At 54.7% G+C, this 15,330-nt stretch carries 15 protein-coding genes; 7 read left to right on the forward strand and 8 right to left on the reverse strand.

Going from position 1 to position 15,330, the window contains the following annotated elements:
• Window positions 1-15: 15 nt before the first annotated feature.
• Both QN378_RS11480 and QN378_RS11485 read left to right on the forward strand, forming a co-directional pair.
• The gene (locus tag QN378_RS11480; protein ID WP_322206924.1) at window positions 16-1,122 is read left to right on the forward strand and encodes a GGDEF domain-containing protein; all 1,107 of its coding nucleotides are present in this window, start codon (window positions 16-18) and stop codon (window positions 1,120-1,122) included.
• On the forward strand, window positions 1,115-2,053 hold the full coding sequence (locus tag QN378_RS11485; protein ID WP_323550777.1) for an iron-sulfur-binding ferredoxin reductase: 939 nt from the start codon (window positions 1,115-1,117) through the stop codon (window positions 2,051-2,053). Before QN378_RS11480 ends, QN378_RS11485 begins: the two co-directional genes overlap by 8 nt.
• Window positions 2,054-2,207: 154 nt before the next feature.
• Here the strand turns inward: QN378_RS11485 and pyk are convergent, their stop codons facing one another.
• Window positions 2,208-3,659 (reverse strand): pyruvate kinase, encoded by a 1,452-nt coding sequence (pyk, locus tag QN378_RS11490; protein ID WP_322205295.1) that lies wholly within the window; start codon window positions 3,657-3,659, stop codon window positions 2,208-2,210.
• Window positions 3,660-3,816: 157 nt separating this feature from the next.
• Between pyk and QN378_RS11495 the strand changes: the two genes are divergently transcribed.
• Together QN378_RS11495 and QN378_RS11500 are read left to right on the forward strand one after the other, a co-directional pair.
• Entirely contained in the window at window positions 3,817-4,191 is a 375-nt protein-coding gene (locus tag QN378_RS11495; RefSeq protein ID WP_322205294.1) for a tetratricopeptide repeat protein, read from the forward strand.
• Window positions 4,192-4,495: 304 nt separating this feature from the next.
• Complete coding sequence (locus QN378_RS11500) at window positions 4,496-4,855, forward strand: PilZ domain-containing protein (RefSeq protein WP_322205293.1); 360 nt, start codon at window positions 4,496-4,498, stop codon at window positions 4,853-4,855.
• Window positions 4,856-4,885: 30 nt separating this feature from the next.
• Here the strand turns inward: QN378_RS11500 and QN378_RS11505 are convergent, their stop codons facing one another.
• Genes QN378_RS11505 through QN378_RS11530 form a run of 6 tightly spaced genes read right to left on the reverse strand, consistent with a single transcriptional unit; the run spans window position 4,886 to window position 11,734 of the window.
• The gene (locus QN378_RS11505; protein WP_323550778.1) at window positions 4,886-6,229 is read right to left on the reverse strand and encodes a DUF58 domain-containing protein; all 1,344 of its coding nucleotides are present in this window, start codon (window positions 6,227-6,229) and stop codon (window positions 4,886-4,888) included.
• Complete coding sequence (locus QN378_RS11510; RefSeq protein WP_322205291.1) at window positions 6,226-7,251, reverse strand: MoxR family ATPase; 1,026 nt, start codon at window positions 7,249-7,251, stop codon at window positions 6,226-6,228. The genes QN378_RS11505 and QN378_RS11510 overlap by 4 nt, the downstream gene beginning before the upstream one ends.
• Window positions 7,248-8,456, reverse strand: coding sequence for a DUF4350 domain-containing protein (locus tag QN378_RS11515; RefSeq protein WP_323550779.1), 1,209 nt, complete (start codon window positions 8,454-8,456; stop codon window positions 7,248-7,250). Before QN378_RS11515 ends, QN378_RS11510 begins: the two co-directional genes overlap by 4 nt.
• A complete protein-coding gene (locus tag QN378_RS11520; protein ID WP_323550780.1) occupies window positions 8,453-10,045 on the reverse strand; it encodes a DUF4129 domain-containing protein in 1,593 nt (530 codons plus the stop codon). Before QN378_RS11520 ends, QN378_RS11515 begins: the two co-directional genes overlap by 4 nt.
• On the reverse strand, window positions 10,032-11,012 hold the full coding sequence (locus QN378_RS11525) for a stage II sporulation protein M (RefSeq protein WP_322205288.1): 981 nt from the start codon (window positions 11,010-11,012) through the stop codon (window positions 10,032-10,034). The genes QN378_RS11520 and QN378_RS11525 overlap by 14 nt, the downstream gene beginning before the upstream one ends.
• On the reverse strand, window positions 11,009-11,734 hold the full coding sequence (locus tag QN378_RS11530; RefSeq protein ID WP_323550781.1) for an RDD family protein: 726 nt from the start codon (window positions 11,732-11,734) through the stop codon (window positions 11,009-11,011). The genes QN378_RS11525 and QN378_RS11530 overlap by 4 nt, the downstream gene beginning before the upstream one ends.
• Window positions 11,735-11,933: 199 nt before the next feature.
• Here QN378_RS11530 and sbcB point away from each other — a divergent pair, with 199 nt between their 5' ends.
• Window positions 11,934-13,364: an exodeoxyribonuclease I gene (gene sbcB, locus QN378_RS11535; protein WP_322205286.1), complete on the forward strand. Its 1,431-nt coding sequence runs from the start codon at window positions 11,934-11,936 to the stop codon at window positions 13,362-13,364.
• Window positions 13,365-13,471: 107 nt separating this feature from the next.
• Here sbcB and mvaT read toward each other — a convergent pair whose 3' ends face one another.
• A complete protein-coding gene (mvaT, locus tag QN378_RS11540; RefSeq protein ID WP_322205285.1) occupies window positions 13,472-13,852 on the reverse strand; it encodes a histone-like nucleoid-structuring protein MvaT in 381 nt (126 codons plus the stop codon).
• A gap of 360 nt (window positions 13,853-14,212) precedes the next feature.
• Here mvaT and purU point away from each other — a divergent pair, with 360 nt between their 5' ends.
• Together purU and QN378_RS11550 are read left to right on the forward strand one after the other, a co-directional pair.
• Window positions 14,213-15,064: a formyltetrahydrofolate deformylase gene (purU, locus tag QN378_RS11545; protein ID WP_322205283.1), complete on the forward strand. Its 852-nt coding sequence runs from the start codon at window positions 14,213-14,215 to the stop codon at window positions 15,062-15,064.
• Between the two features lie 84 nt (window positions 15,065-15,148).
• Window positions 15,149-15,328: a hypothetical protein gene (locus QN378_RS11550; protein ID WP_322205282.1), complete on the forward strand. Its 180-nt coding sequence runs from the start codon at window positions 15,149-15,151 to the stop codon at window positions 15,326-15,328.
• Window positions 15,329-15,330: the final 2 nt, after the last annotated feature.

Consider the following 15,330-nt stretch of genomic DNA (forward strand, 5'->3'; position numbering starts at 1 on the left):
ACGGTGAGTCAACGAGTGACCGAGAAAGCCCTACAAAATTTGTTAATAAAGCGATTTTCCTTAGCCGCCGGCACGTACATGTTGGTGTTGATACTCGCGTGGGTGGCCATTCTTACCGACTATTACCAAGCGCCACTGAGCGAGGCCTCAGTGAGTACGGGTTTGGTTATCCTCAGTCAGGCGGTGTTGTGGCTGGTATTCCAGCGCGGCTACAATTTGCGTTTTCGCGACCCTAGTTTGACCGAACTTCAGGTGATGTTGGCGCTGGGATGGCAAACCTATTTGCAGGCCCACTTGCACAGTGCGCGGGGAACCTTTCTCGTTATGTACGTGCTCATCATGCTGTTTGGCTTGTTTCATCTACAGCCAAGAGCATTCGTGCGTTGTGTGGCATTCGTTTTTTTGAGCTTCGCTGGGCTCAATCTATGGGAAGCATTCCACCAGCTATTGCCCGATCCCGGGCTGGCTGCGTTACAGGTTCTAACGCTGTTCGTCGTACTGTTTTGGCTGAGTTTGTATGCCCGCTACGTCCAATCTTCCCAGCATCGTATGCGTCAACGCCGTTTCGCGCTTCAGGCGCATCAAGATACGTTGCGCGGGATGATGCGCCAGCTTGAAGGCTTGGTGGCGACTGACGAACTGACCGGCCTGTTTAACCGTCGCCACTTTTTACGCATGGCTTCGCGTGAACTCGACTCTATGGACACGTCATTTTCCCATGGGCTGGCTTTGATCGATCTGGATCACTTCAAGCGTATCAATGACGCCCACGGACATGCCGCTGGCGATCAGGTGCTGCAGGCGTTCGCGACCGTAGCCAATGCGTGTCTGCGTGAGGGGGACGTCCTGGCTCGCTACGGCGGAGAAGAGTTCGTGCTCCTGATCCCGCAATGCACATCCGAACACCTCACGCATTGTTGCGAACGACTACGCGAAGCCTTCTCCCGAGTAGAGTTGGTCGGGATGGTAATCCCGGATTTGAGCCTTTCGGTGGGGATGACGTTATTGGACATGGGCGATAATCTTGATGAAGCCTTGCAGCGTGCTGATCAGGCGCTGTACCGCGCCAAACGCAGTGGGCGAAATCGCTGTGCCGCAGCTTGGGAAAGTCAGGATGCCTGAATTATGTGTCGGCGATCGTAAATGGCCGGTGGCGGTGGCCAGCAATCTGTTGGATGCACTCAACAGCGCCGGCGTTGCGGTCCCCTACAGTTGCCGTGCGGGCCGTTGCCACGCATGTCTGGTGCGATGTTTAAGGGGTGAGCCCGCTGACGCTATGCCCGATGCGCTGGAGGTGGGTAAGCGACAACAGGGGTGGCGATTGGCGTGTCAATGCACGGTTGTTGAAAACCTGACCGTGGAAGTCTTTGATCCACTGCGTGATGGTCTGCCTGCCAAGGTCGACAGCAGTGTCTGGCTCAGCCCGGCCGTTTTGCGTTTACGCCTGATTCCCGAGCGTCCCTTGCGTTATCGCGCCGGACAGCACCTGGTGTTGTGGGCGCCCAACGGTGTCGCACGTCCCTATTCGTTGGCGAGTCTTCCGGAAGAGGACCGATATCTGGAGTTCCACCTGGACTGCCGTCAACCTGGGGCTTTTAGTGACGCGGCGCGTCAGTTGCAAGCAGGCGATCCGATGCGCTTGGGTGAGTTGCGCGCAGGCGCGCTGCAATACGACCCTGACTGGCAAAGCCGTCCGTTATGGTTGCTGGCAGCAGGCACCGGACTGGGGCCGATTTGGGGCGTGCTGCGCGAGGCTCTGCGTCAGGAGCATCAGGGCGCAATTCGGGTCATTCATTTAGCCCATGATGCCAGCGGACATTATCTGGCCGGTCCGTTGATGGAGCTCGCTGCGGGCTATCCGCAGGTGCAGGTTCAGCTGATTGCGGCAGATGAACTGCCCGCCGCGTTGGCCGCATTGCAAGTCGTATCGCGGCAAACCATGGCGTTGCTGTGTGGTTCGGCTATCAGCGTCGAGCACTTCGCCAAGCGTCTGTATATGGTGGGATTACCCCGCAGTCAGCTGTTGGCGGATGTGTTTCTCAGTCGCGTGTGAAGTTCGGTTTCAAGGTAATGGGCTGCGTCTGATAAATCTGTGGCAGGGGAGTTGCCAAACTCCCCGTATCGGTCTACCTGACTTACCCCTTAAGTTCCCACAAAAAAACCCCAACTCGCGAGAGTAGGGGTTTTCTTACTCCGCCGAGACAGTCTTAGACCATGGGATCGCCCACGTGCAGAATCTTCATGCCGTTGGTGCCGCCGATGGTGTGATAGCTGTCACCTTTGGTCAAAATGACCCAGTCGCCTTTTTCGACCAATCCGCGTTTAAGCAGCTCGTCCACTGCCGATTGGCTGACTTTGCCGGGCTCAAGCGCCCCCGGGTCAAACGGTACGGTATAGACGCCACGGAACATAGCCGCCCGAGCTTGGGTTTCTCGGTGGGGGGAAAACGCGTAGATCGGCACCGAGGAACGAATTCGCGACATGATCAGCGGGGTGTAACCGCTTTCGGTTAGGGCGATGATCGCTTTTACACCGGGGAAGTGGTTCGCCGTGTACATGGCGGCCAGCGCGATGCTCTCGTCGCAACGCTCGAAGGTGGTACCAATGCGATGGCTGGAGGATTTGCCGGTCGGGTGCTTTTCAGCGCCGACGCAAATCCGCGCCATCGCCTGGACCGCCTCGATTGGGTAAGAACCGGCAGCGCTTTCGGCTGAAAGCATTACTGCATCGGTGTAGTCCAACACGGCGTTTGCTACGTCAGATACTTCGGCGCGAGTCGGCATCGGGTTATTGATCATTGACTCCATCATCTGCGTTGCCACTATCACCGCTTTGTTGTGGCGACGTGCGTGCAAGATGATGCGTTTCTGAACGCCCACCAGTTCTGCGTCTCCGATCTCGACGCCGAGGTCGCCGCGAGCAACCATCACCGCGTCACTGGCTTTAATCAGGGCATCAAGGGTTTTATCGTCGGCCACGGCTTCAGCGCGTTCAATCTTCGCGACCAACCAAGCAGTTCCGCCTGATTCGTCACGCAGCTTTCGCGCGTATTCCATATCGGCAGCGTCGCGTGGGAATGAAACGGCCAGGTAATCCAGCTCCATTTCCGCAGCGAGCTTGATGTCGACTTTGTCTTTTTCAGTCAAAGCGGGCGCGGTCAGACCACCGCCGCGACGGTTGATACCCTTATGGTCGGAGAGCGGTCCACCGATCAGCACGGTGCAATGCAAGGCATCGACGGTAGTGCTGTCGACACGCATGACCACGCGGCCATCGTCCAGCAGCAACTCATCGCCAACGCCGCAGTCTTTGACCAGATCCGGGTAGTCGATGCCAACGATTTCTTGGGTGCCTTCATTGAGAGGGTGAGTGGTGGAGAAGGTGAACAAATCACCGACTTTCAGCTCGATCTTCTTGTTGGCGAATTTGGCGATACGGATCTTGGGGCCTTGCAAGTCACCCAGCAGTGCGACGAAACGACCATGCTTGGCGGCAATCGACCGAACCAGAAGGGCGCGAGCTTTGTGCTCGTCGGGCGTGCCGTGGGAGAAGTTCAGGCGGGCAACGTCCAGACCTGACAGGATCAATTGTTCGAGGACTTCCGGCGAATTACTGGCCGGGCCAAGGGTGGCGACGATTTTGGTGCGACGAACGGTCATGCACAGTCTCCTTAGTTGAAGCGCAGCGTGAGGCTACTACTGTCTTGGTCTGTAGTCATTGTTCCTTTGCACTACCTGCAAACCGGAATACAGGGCAAAAAACAACCTGAAGAAAATCCCGGTAGGGTCGATACACTGCAGAGCACAGGAGAGACCCATGCGAACTTTAATCGTTTTTGCGTTGATGGCGAGTGTCGTCGGCTGTACCCGCTGGTCCATGGACGAGCACCTCAATAGTGCTTACCGCTCGTATGCTAGCGGGAATTGCGATAGCGTGATGATTGAGTTGTCTCAGGTTGAGCGCGAAAGCCGCACCCGTCGTTACATTCAGCCTGAAGTTTCGATGTTACGCGGCCAATGCTTGGAGCGTCAGAAGCTGTATGTCGATGCCGCGCAGACTTATCAGTTCATCATTTCCGAATACCCGAGCAGCGAATATGCATTCCGAGCACATGCACGACTGGATACTTTGCAGCAGCTTGGGCATTTTCATCAGGGGGAATCTGGTCAAACGACCCCTTCCGCACTTTAATTGCACCCAATTGGATGGACGGTCACCCTTTTGAGTGGCTGCGTGTCGGCCTTGAGCTAGGATTAAGGTCAGGGAGTTAAGACACTGCCGTCAAGCGCACAGTTGGCCATGGAGCGGCGCAGTTCCCACGCGAACAAGCTTTTCAATATACATTCCGCACAGGTGGAGCGATGGCGGAGTTGGAAGGCGCTGGGGAATGAAGAGGGAGGTTTTGCATGGGTAGCGACGATGCTACACGCCCCACGCGAAATCACATCGCACTAGCGCAACCATGCTTAATGGTTATTCATGGCGACCGTCAGACATGCTAATCGAACGACGCATCGAGCGTCACCAGTTGCCGTGCTATCTGCAGATTTTCAATCGGTACACGGACAGGCCGATGGGCTATTTAGGCAACGTTTCTGAGCACGGCTTGATGTTAATCAGCAATTTGCCAATTTTGGTCGGCGCTGATTTCGAGCTGCAGTTGAAGATCCCGGGCAGCGAAGGCGCGCTCAGACTTATTGATCTGACTGCAGGTTGTCTTTGGTGTCAGGAAGATGAAACACCAGGTAATTACGACTCCGGGTTTTCATTACGGGCCTTACCCGTCGAGTACATGTATTTGGTCTTGGCCTTGCAGCAGTACTTTAGTTTCCATTCTGAAAACGCTTCGGCTTGATTGCATAATGGTTTGCGCGCTGGCATTGAGCTAGAGCGTGCCAGCTTTTTTCCAGCCCAGGTACTTGCTAATCAATTGCGCCCCGAGTTCTGCGGGGCGCGCATCCACTACTGGTATGCCATGGGCGATCAATCGTTCGTGCAAAGTGACGCGGGCGTTGAGAACATCAACGGTGCCGCAGTAAGCCAAAGCGTCTTGCAGCGTGTGGATAGGGGTTTGGCGCACACTGTCGAGCAACTCTTCGCGCAGGCTGGCGACCAACACCCTGTGGTGCTGGCTTAGCTGTTTGACGGCGCCAAGCAACTGTTCATCGTCTTCGTCAAGCAGGTTAGTAACCAGAATCACCAGCGCACGACGTTTTTGCCGGCCGACTAGTTGACGAACAGCGACGCTGTAGTCAGCGGCCCGTTGAGTGCTTTTCAAATCGTAAACACTGTTAAGTAAACGATTCAGTTGGTTGGTGCCTTTGGCTGGTGCCAGGTAGCGCTGTTGCGCGGCAGCAAAGGTTGAAAGACCTACAGCGTCGCCTTGGCGTAAGGCGATGTAACTAAGCAGCAAGCAAGCATTCAGCGCATGGTCAAAATGCGCCAGATCACCATCCTGACTGCGCATGCGTCGGCCGCAGTCGAGCATGAAAATAATGTTTTGGTCACGGTCGTCCTGATATTCGCGGGCGATGGGTGTGCGTTGGCGAGCCGTAGCTTTCCAGTCAATCTGACGCAAGCTGTCGCCTTCGCGAAACTCACGCAGTTGATGAAACTCCAGACCCAAACCGCGGCGTTGGCGTTGATGCACCCCCCGTTGGCTCAGCCAGTTATCTAATGCCAATAACTGGCCCCCGTAAATGCGTGCAAAGTCGGGGTAGACGCGGCTTGTGTCGGTGAGTGGTACGTAGCGGCGTGTCATCCATAAGCGCAGCGCACTGGGCAGCTGTATTTCGCAGCGTTTGAAGTCAAAACGCCCTCGATTCAGGGGCCGCAGCCGGTAGTTTAATTCGCTGTATTCTCTGGGTCGCAGCGCAATCTGCTGTGGCAGATTTTCGAAGTTCAAGCCTTCGGGTACATGATCAAACACATGCAGGGTCATCGGTTGCGAATAATCATGTTCGATATTGATCCGCACATCGCTCCAACGTCCTAACGCTAAACTGCCTGGCAATCGGCGCTGTAAGCGCGGCGAGGGTACTCGCAAAAGTTTAAGGGCATCAATCAAGCTGATTACCATCATGGCGCAAAGCAATCCCCCAAAAATCGACGAAATGCTGGCTGGCAGGTCGACCCCCACAGCGGTCAGCGTACCAATGAGCACTGCTAGCCCGGTCAATCCGCCCAGCCAAAACAGCTGCAGGCGAGAAGGTTTTAGTGTCTGTTTCACAGGCGCGGAGCCGGAACCTGATCAAGCATTTGCTTGAGTACTTGGTCCACGGACAGGCCCTCGATATCCAGTTCCGGCAGTAGCCATACGCGGTGGCGTAACACCGCCAATGCGCAGCTTTTGATGTCATCCGGGATTACGAATTCGCCACCACGCAACAATGCTCGGGCTCGCCCGCCACGAACTAACGCAATGGACGCACGTGGTCCGGCACCGAGGGCCAATCCTGGCCAACTGCGGGTGGTACGCACCAGGCGCACGGCGTAGTCCAGCACCTGTTCATCGATTGGCAACTCACTCGCAATGCGTTGCAGTATCAAGACATCTTTGGCTTGCAACAGAGTGCGCGCAGGGTGCACCTCCAGCATGTCAGCTTTGGTTGAGCGAGTTACTTGGCGAACCATGTTCAGTTCTTCGGCCGCCTCCGGGTAATCCATGCGCAATTTGAGCATGAAGCGGTCGAGTTCAGCCTCAGGCAGCGGATAGGTCCCTTCTTGTTCGATGGGGTTTTGGGTAGCGAGCACCATAAACGGTTGAGCTATGGGTAACGCACGACCTTCGAGGGTGACCTGACGTTCCTGCATGGCTTCGAGCAAGGCGGCCTGGGTTTTCGCCGGCGCGCGGTTGATCTCGTCGGCCAGCAGCAAGTTGGTAAATAGGGGGCCTTTGCGCAGTTTAAATTGTTCAGTTTGGATGTCGTATACGGCGTGGCCGGTGACGTCGCTGGGCATCAGGTCTGGAGTGAACTGAATGCGCGCGAAGTCGCCGCCGAAGCAACGGGCGAGGGCGCGCACTAGTAAGGTTTTGCCTAGCCCCGGGACGCCCTCGATCAAAACATGACCGCCCGCGATCAATGCAGTCAATACGTCGTCTATCACCGCAACCTGGCCGATCACGACCTGTTGTAATTCGTAACGAAGTGCCTGGGCCAAGTGGCTGGCACGTTGGCGTTGTTGAGCCTGATTACTCGCGGCAACCGGGGGTTCGGCGCTGCTTTTCGGGTCCGTTGATTGTTCGCTCATAAGGCATTCCTGAGTGTCTGCAGGTGGGCAACCTGGCGGGTGAATTCGGTAGCGGACAGCCGTTTATTGGGCCGTGGGCGCAAGGCTTGACCGATAGCGCTGGTCGGTTGTTGTGTCAATCGTGCAAGCACCTGCCATTGATCGGCGACACTCAGGCGTTCGAACCCAGGATGCCGTTGTCGGGCACGACGCAATATGTCCTGTTGCAATCCACTCAGCAGGACGTATTGGCCCCCGCTCCGAAGGAGGAAGTCGGCACTGGCCCGCAGATGCTCAACCAACTGCCGACGCGCCCTTGACTCAGGTGCTTGTAGTGGGCCGTGGCGCATACCTATATGCCACAGCAGCAGCCCGGTCATCAGCGCCAATGTTATGATCGCCTGCGGGAAGTAGCGCAACAGCAGGCTGAATAGATCACCGTGTTCTACCTGCAAAAGCATCGTCACCGCGCTGTGCTGTGTCAGGTACCAGAGCAGCCAAGCGTTGTCAAAATGGTCGATAGCGTTATTTTTCCAGAGGTCGCTGTCGGTCAATACAGTGATCAAACCGTCGCCGTAAACCAGTTGCATCATGTGCGTCGACCCATCGCTGTTGGCCCAAGTCTGTGTGTGGTCCTTCGGGTCTTCCAGGTGAAAGCGAGTGTCGAAACTGAAATATGCCGGATCGCTCTCGTTTTCTAAATAAAGCTTGGTCAATTGAGGTGATTCGGAAGGCGGGGGCGAGGCAAGCAATAAGTCGCTGGAAGGTTTCAATGGATTGCTGTTTCTGTGGTCCGGCGCTTGGAGATTGGCGCTGAGGACCTGATGAACCTGCACACGGTCCAACAGCAAGTCGCCGCTACGGCCTTTGTGCTCATCCCACAATTGTTCGGCGATGAATAGCAGATGACCGCCTGATTTGGTCCAGTTCAGCAGCTGGTCAACCTGTCGAGGCGTCATGTTTTCCCGGCTGGCAAGCAACAGCAGTGTGCGCTGATCCGAACGAGCGTCAGGCAAATTTGAAATGACGTGGGTCACGTTGACAGGCACCAAGCGTTGTCGCAAAAACTGTTCGGCAGCCAGATAAGGGTTAGCGCGGGCTGCCGGAGATGGACCGTGATCGATGACCTCGCTATAGCGCTCAAAATGCGAGAAAAAATAGCGCCCGGCTAGCGCAATTATGGCAAGCGCCAGTAGCCCGATAACCCACATTTTGCGCTTGGTCATCGACGCTTCTCACTCCCGGATCGGCGCCCGAACAGTTGGCGCCACCCTTCGCATAACTCGTGTTGTAAAAGCACATCAGGCACCTGGTGCCCGTAAGCGAGATTTTGCCAGTGAGCGGTCAGGGTCAGGCTGAATTCGTTGAGTCGGCTCAAGTTGAGATGCGCGACCTGTTGTAAAACTTCGCCTTCGGTGTCGGCGTTTTTCAGGGGGAGGTGATAGTCGATCAATAAACGGCTGAGCAGCGCTCGATACAGCAGCCCCAGTGCTTCGCGGGGTTGGTCTGGCCACAAGCGTTCCGCGGCGGCCGCCACATCATCTGGCAGGCTATCAGCGTTAACTTGCAAACCAAAAAGCTGTTGCGCTTTAACGCGTTGAATCGGTCGGACGGCTTGGCGGGGCACAAGAGTGCGGAACCAGGTCCGATAACGCCAAAGCAACACGCTGACCACGACCATAGCCGCTGTCCAGAGCAGCACTTGAACCGCATGGGCAAACAGTCTTGATGCTTGCTCGGCCCAATTTATCAGACGTAACAACCACTGGCTGGGCAACACTGGCTTCTCAGCCGACGACGGGGCTTTGATCAAGCGCCAGCCGTTGATGGTTACCGGATTCTTGAACGGGGGCTGGGCCAATTGCGCCTTGATGCTGTCGCGTGCGGCGCTGCTGGTTAGCATTTGATGAGTCAGTCGCGGGCTGTCGGGTCCGGCGACCGTTTGGTTCGGGGCCCTATCGTCCGACGGTGGCAGTGGGCAACTGTAACTCTGTTCGTCCGCCCAGGCAGAAGGCGCGCCCGCTGAGAACACCAGACCCACGCCGATCAACAAGACGTAAGCGCTGCCGATCAGGCGTTGGCGTAAACGCCGCAGGACCAATTCAATGTCCCAGGCTTCCAATTCGGTGCGGCGGTTCAGGTACAGCGTAAAACCACAGACCACATAAATAGGCTCCCAAAAAACCAGCACCAATGCATAAAGCGCATTGCTCAGATGTTCAAGCCATACCCAATTTTCTTCAACGCCGATCAAACTGCCCCAGCTCCAATCCAGGCGAATCTGTTGTGGGATCAATAAATAAAAGACAACCATCAAACCTAACCACAACGTCGTTTCCAGCGTGCTTCCGATGGATGTCAACCAGCGTGCGGCGCGAAGACTGCGACGGCTGAGAACGCTTATGCGCTGCTGGCGTGCCAGGCCGGATAAGCCCTCCAGTTGCAGCACGGGCAATTTGAAACTGCGACTCATGCTTAGCCGCCGCCAGGTCAAGCTGGCAAACCATTGCGGTTTTAAAAGTCGTAGCCAACCTTTCAATGCTTGTTCAAGACTAGGCGTCGAGCCAAATAGCGCTTGAGACACAATAAATAAAGGCAAGCGCTCGAAGATCGGTTTGAGCCACCAAAACGACAAGATCGCCAATGCTGGATAATCCCAAAACACTAGACTGAGCAGGGCAAATATAGGCAGCGTAACGATGGCCCAGCTACTCATCAGCAACAGGCGGTGTTTGCGCGCCAAGAGCACCCCTAGATCAATGGCTTCCCATGAGTTACGTGGGCGGATCGCAACGCTGGCATCAGTTAGGCGCATGACGACTCCGACCGGCGAATACCAGATAGGTCGCGACCACTGTCCATAGCACGGCGCCGATCAGGTATTTAGTCAGGGGCTGAAAGCTGCTCAAGGATGACCAATAGGCTTCGACAAAGGCGGCGATCAGAAAAAAAAGCATCGCACCGCACATCAGCCGCACGCTGGTTTTTGCCGCCATACGCAACGCCTCGCTGCGGGTCAAAGCGCCCGGCGCCAGAAGCGCCCAGCCCAGTTTCAGCCCGGCAGCCCCGGCCAACGCGATTGCGCTTAACTCAAACGCACCATGGCCAATAGCGAACGACCAAAATGTTTGCCCAAAACCGATGCCGGTGAGATGGCCGGCCACCGCACCTATCATCAGCCCGTTGAATAGCAAAAAGAACACGCTGCCCAGACAAAACAACAATCCCGAGGCAAAGGTCTGAAATGCGATGCCGATGTTGTTCATGATGTAGTAAGTGAACATCATCCAGTCTTCACTGGAACCGCGTATTGCTGCTTCACCGAGGCGGCGGGCTGTGGGGTCGTACATGCTTTCCATATCTGTCAGTTGTTCAGGACTGACGACGCTGTACACCAGATCGGGAAAAAAATACACCAATAGGCCCATGGCAATCAGGCTGCCAAAAAACAACGCACTCGCGGCCAGCACGAAGCGCCATTGTTCTCGCACTAATCGAGGGAATCCCGCGAGGATGAAACTCAGAATTTGCGGACCAAGTTGACTGCGGTGACGATAAAACTGTTGATGGCCGCGCGTCGCCAGTTGTTGCAAAAAATCAATCAGGTAGCTGCTGTAATTACGCTCGTGGGCCAAGGCCAGTTGTTGACAGAGGCGTCGATAGTCGCTGGCGAATCTGGCACAGGCGCTGCTGTCGGGTTTGCCGCGTTCAAGTGTTGCCAGCAGATCAGCAAAGCGTTGCCAGTCCGGTCGGTAGCGAGTTTCAAATTGATTCTGCTTCATGGTGACCCCAGCAAACCGCGAGCGATGCCATTTAGCTGGGCAACCGCTTGATCCGCAGGAATCTGCAAGGGTGACGCAACAATCTCCGCCAGTTCCTGGATGCGTTCGCAAGACAGTTGGGCTTGACGCTCAGCGAACTCCAATAAAGCTCGCTGCTCCTCCAATTTCAGGAATAAAGGTGCCGTCTGCGCAACCGCATTGGGTAAAACCGGGTCCCGGATGGGTGCGTCGCGATAAATCACAAATGACCCCGCGGCCAGATCGCCCAAGCGTTTGAACTGAGAGTGTTGCAGGCTACAGACGGCGCCGAGGCCGTAGCCGAATGGCAGCATGTCGACGAAACGCAGCAGGTTGCGAGTTAAGGAGGACGCCCAACCGATGGGTGTACCGTCGTCGTGGACGACGCGAAGGCCCATGAGCTGCTTTCCGGGGGTTCGTCCTTGATTTAAAACCTCGAATAGCACCATATACCACCAGTTTCCAACAAACAGTACAAGCATGCTCAAACCCTTGCCGAACGTACTGAATAGACTGAAAAACAGGAACAGCCCGCCGATTACAAATATACGAATCAGCAGATCAATGCCGAATGCAAGCGAACGTGGCACCAGCCCCGCAGGGCGCAAGAGCAAATCAAAGCCTTCCGGGGTTTCAATTTGCGCGCGCGTATCCAACGGCTCTGTTGACGCTGCAATCCTTGGCGAGGCGGGCAGGTAGGGCATTTTCAGAGCGTGCTTTCTTATAACAAAGCCCGATGCTAGCCAGCGCGGGCCGGTGAAGCAACCAGACTCTTTAATTCGAGCGAAGCAATTCCGGAATAAGCACTCGTTCCGGTCATAGGTTATGTATCTGAATTTGACGATTAACCTTTTACGCCTTGCTCGGCCTACACTTTGTCGGTCTTTTGCTCAGGAATAGACTGTGACCTCCAGCATCTTTTGGTACGACTATGAAACCACCGGTATCAACCCCCGCAATGATCGCGCGTTGCAGGTTGCCGGTATCCGCACTGACGCTGAACTCAATGAGATTGCGGCGCCTATTAATCTGTATTGCCAGCCCAGCGAGGATATTTTGCCGCACCCTGCTGCTTGCATGATTACGGGCATCAGCCCGGACAAGCTAGCGGAAAAAGGGCTGACTGAGGCCGATTTCATGACCCGGGTCCACGCTCAGTTGGCTGTGCCAGGTACATGCGGTGCCGGTTACAACACGCTGCGTTTTGACGATGAAGTTACCCGCTACAGCTTATACCGCAACTTTTTCGATCCTTACGCCCGAGAATGGCAAGGTGGAAATAGCCGCTGGGATTTGATCGATGTGATGCGAACTGCCTATGCGTTGCGCCCTGAAGGAATTGTCTGGCCCGAAGAAGATGGGCGCATTACGCTGAAGTTGGAACGACTGACCGCAGCAAACGGCATTGATCATGGTCAAGCGCACGACGCACTCTCCGATGTGCGCGCTACCATTGCGTTGGCGCGTCTGGTCCGCGAAAAACAGCCAAAACTGTACGATTATCTATTTGAGCTGCGCAGTAAGCAGCGGATACAGGATCAGGTCCGGCTGATGCAGCCCTTGGTACATATCTCCGGGCGTTTTTCTGCGGCGCGTCACTATTTAGGGGTTGTACTGCCCTTGGCATGGCACCCGAAAAATCGTAACGCGCTCATTGTTTGTGATTTGCATTTGGACCCTACGCCGCTGCTAGAGCATGACGCCGATACATTGCGCGAGCGCTTATATACCCGCCGTGACGATTTACTAGAGGGAGAGTTGCCGGTACCGCTCAAAATACTGCATATAAATCGCTGTCCGGTAATTGCGCCGCTCAGCGTGCTGCGAGCAGAAGATCAACAGCGTCTGCAATTGGACATGACGAACTATCACCAGCGTATGCAGCGCTTAATCGAGGGTCGTGAACTTTGGCAGGATAAGCTGAAGGTGGTTTATGGCCGAGAAGACTTCACGCCAAGTGAAGATCCAGAGCAGCAGTTATATGATGGGTTTTTAGGTGATCGTGATCGTCGGCTTTGTGAGCAAGTGCGTATTGCGCAACCGGAACATCTTGCCCGTGATGAATGGCCTTTCGATGATGAGCGTCTTCCTGAATTATTATTTAGATACCGCGCGAGAAACTTTGCAGGCACCTTGACTGCCAAGGAGCAAGATCGCTGGCACGCCTTTTGTCGGCAACGTTTGTCAGATCCTAAAAGTGGCGCGCCAAATACGTTACAAGGTTTCACCGATGCTCTGATCGCCGCCTCCGTTAGTGCTTCAGAGGAGCAGCTTAGAATTTTAGGCAAATGGCAGGACTATGCTCAGCAACTTAGGATTCGGTTCAATCTCTGACCGCTTGCTGGTGCGAGTTTGAGGTGTTTTGTTACAAATGCGGGTAATAAAAAAACGCCAGAGAGCTGGCGTTTCTTGCGACGCGTCAATACTAGTGACGTTATTGCTTAGCCCAGAAGTGTGGCCCAGCCTTCAACAACATCGCCGCCCCATTTGGCTTTCCACTCTTTCAGAGTTTTGTGGTTGCCGCCTTTTGTTTCAATGACTTCGCCGTTATGCGGGTTTTTGTACTGCTTAACCTTACGGGCGCGCTTGGTGCCGGTAGGCTTAACAGCGCCGCCACGTTGAAGCTTGCCGCTTTTTGCTTCTGGATCTAGCAATGCACTGATGTCACGCAGCGATTTTTGATATTCGCCCATCAAGGTACGCAGTTTGCCTTCGAATTCCAGTTCAGTTTGCAGTTTGTCGTCTTGGGACAGATTCTTCAAACGGGCTTGCAATTCTTTGATGGCTTCTTCTGTGGCGCGGTATTCGATGATCAAGGACATGAGGGTTACCTAATGTTGTGGCGTGACAGGGAGACAGTGATGCAATAATAGTCAGACACTTTGATCAAGTAAACATTAAAGAAAAGTTTTAGTGCATTTATTTAAGAATTGAGCTTATGCAATGGGTGCGATAACACTAAATAATTCTCCCCCAGCCCCTAAAGAACAGGCGGTTATTGCCATTTTCTATCGTGTTGTGTTGCTGTCGCTATCAGCGTGGCCCATCGGAGAATGTCAGCAATCGTTACCTACGCAGAAGATAATTGTTGGGCTGCGTCATACAAGCCAAGAGGAAGACTGTAGTTTTTCCTCGTAATCGCTAGAATGGTCGCCTTTGCGAAGTTCTGGAGTTTCCCCCTCATGCGCACTTTTCGCCTGGTGATTGCTTGCCCTGATCGCGTCGGCATCGTTGCTAAAGTCAGTAACTTTCTGGCCTCCTACAACGGCTGGATAATCGAGGCTAGCCATCACTCAGATAATCTCAGTGGCTGGTTCTTTATGCGTCACGAGATTCGGGCGGATACATTGCCTCTTGAACTTGAGGCTTTTCGCGAAGCATTTGGGCCGATTGCTGAAGAGTTTTCCATGTACTGGCGCATCACTGACTCTGCTCAGAAAAAGCGCGTAGTACTGATGGCCAGCCGTGAATCCCATTGCCTGGCAGATCTTTTACATCGTTGGCACACGGACGAACTGGATTGTGAAATCGCCTGCGTGATTTCCAATCATGAAGATCTGCGCAGCATGGTCGAGTGGCATAAGATTCCTTACTATCATGTGCCAGTAAGCGCTGCTAATAAGGAGTCGGCATTCGCCGAAGTATCGCGTTTGGTCAAGCATCATCAAGCGGACGTGGTGGTGCTAGCGCGGTATATGCAGATTTTACCGCCGCAACTGTGCCAAGACTTCGCGCACAAAGTAATCAATATCCACCACAGCTTCTTGCCGTCGTTCGTGGGCGCTAAACCCTATCATCAAGCTTCATTGCGCGGAGTAAAACTGATCGGAGCGACCTGCCATTACGTTACAGAAGAGCTTGATGCCGGCCCAATTATCGAACAGGACGTGGTGCGCGTGAGTCACCGCGATAGCATCGAAAACATGGTCCGTTTCGGCCGCGACGTTGAAAAAATGGTCTTGGCTCGCGGTCTTCGTGCTCACTTGGAGGACCGCGTGCTGGTGCACAACAACAAAACTGTGGTGTTTGATTAAGGCGTGATTATCCCGTCTTCGCAGGAGCTGCCGAAGGCTGCTATAAGGTTGGCATCGCAGCCATCGGCTTCTACAGAATTTCATGTGACCGACCCTTTCGACAAGGCCACTTCAAGCGCTCCACCGACGTTAGGCGAAGGCTGTCTAAGTCGTTACGATCCCGAGGGGCTAGGGCCGAATGACGGCACTGAATTTGAGGGCGCAGCGCAGTTGTGGCAGCAGTTGCAGGACGCACGCTTGCCCGAAAAACCGGAAAGTGAATAGTC

The sequence above is a fragment of the Pseudomonas sp. 10S5 genome (assembly GCF_035019745.1).
In the GTDB taxonomy this organism is placed as follows: Bacteria; Pseudomonadota; Gammaproteobacteria; order Pseudomonadales; family Pseudomonadaceae; genus Aquipseudomonas.

What these genes read in the sequence shown, in the direction of transcription:
- QN378_RS11530 (WP_323550781.1), bottom strand. Translation starts at nt 11,734, where the DNA reads ATGCCCTACCTGCCCGCCTCGCCAAGGATTGCAGCGTCAACAGAGCCG.
- QN378_RS11510 (WP_322205291.1), bottom strand. Translation starts at nt 7,251, where the DNA reads ATGAGCGAACAATCAACGGACCCGAAAAGCAGCGCCGAACCCCCGGTT.
- purU (WP_322205283.1), top strand. Translation starts at nt 14,213, where the DNA reads ATGCGCACTTTTCGCCTGGTGATTGCTTGCCCTGATCGCGTCGGCATC.
- QN378_RS11520 (WP_323550780.1), bottom strand. Translation starts at nt 10,045, where the DNA reads ATGCGCCTAACTGATGCCAGCGTTGCGATCCGCCCACGTAACTCATGG.
- QN378_RS11525 (WP_322205288.1), bottom strand. Translation starts at nt 11,012, where the DNA reads ATGAAGCAGAATCAATTTGAAACTCGCTACCGACCGGACTGGCAACGC.
- QN378_RS11485 (WP_323550777.1), top strand. Translation starts at nt 1,115, where the DNA reads ATGCCTGAATTATGTGTCGGCGATCGTAAATGGCCGGTGGCGGTGGCC.
- QN378_RS11495 (WP_322205294.1), top strand. Translation starts at nt 3,817, where the DNA reads ATGCGAACTTTAATCGTTTTTGCGTTGATGGCGAGTGTCGTCGGCTGT.
- mvaT (WP_322205285.1), bottom strand. Translation starts at nt 13,852, where the DNA reads ATGTCCTTGATCATCGAATACCGCGCCACAGAAGAAGCCATCAAAGAA.
- QN378_RS11515 (WP_323550779.1), bottom strand. Translation starts at nt 8,456, where the DNA reads ATGACCAAGCGCAAAATGTGGGTTATCGGGCTACTGGCGCTTGCCATA.
- pyk (WP_322205295.1), bottom strand. Translation starts at nt 3,659, where the DNA reads ATGACCGTTCGTCGCACCAAAATCGTCGCCACCCTTGGCCCGGCCAGT.
- QN378_RS11500 (WP_322205293.1), top strand. Translation starts at nt 4,496, where the DNA reads ATGCTAATCGAACGACGCATCGAGCGTCACCAGTTGCCGTGCTATCTG.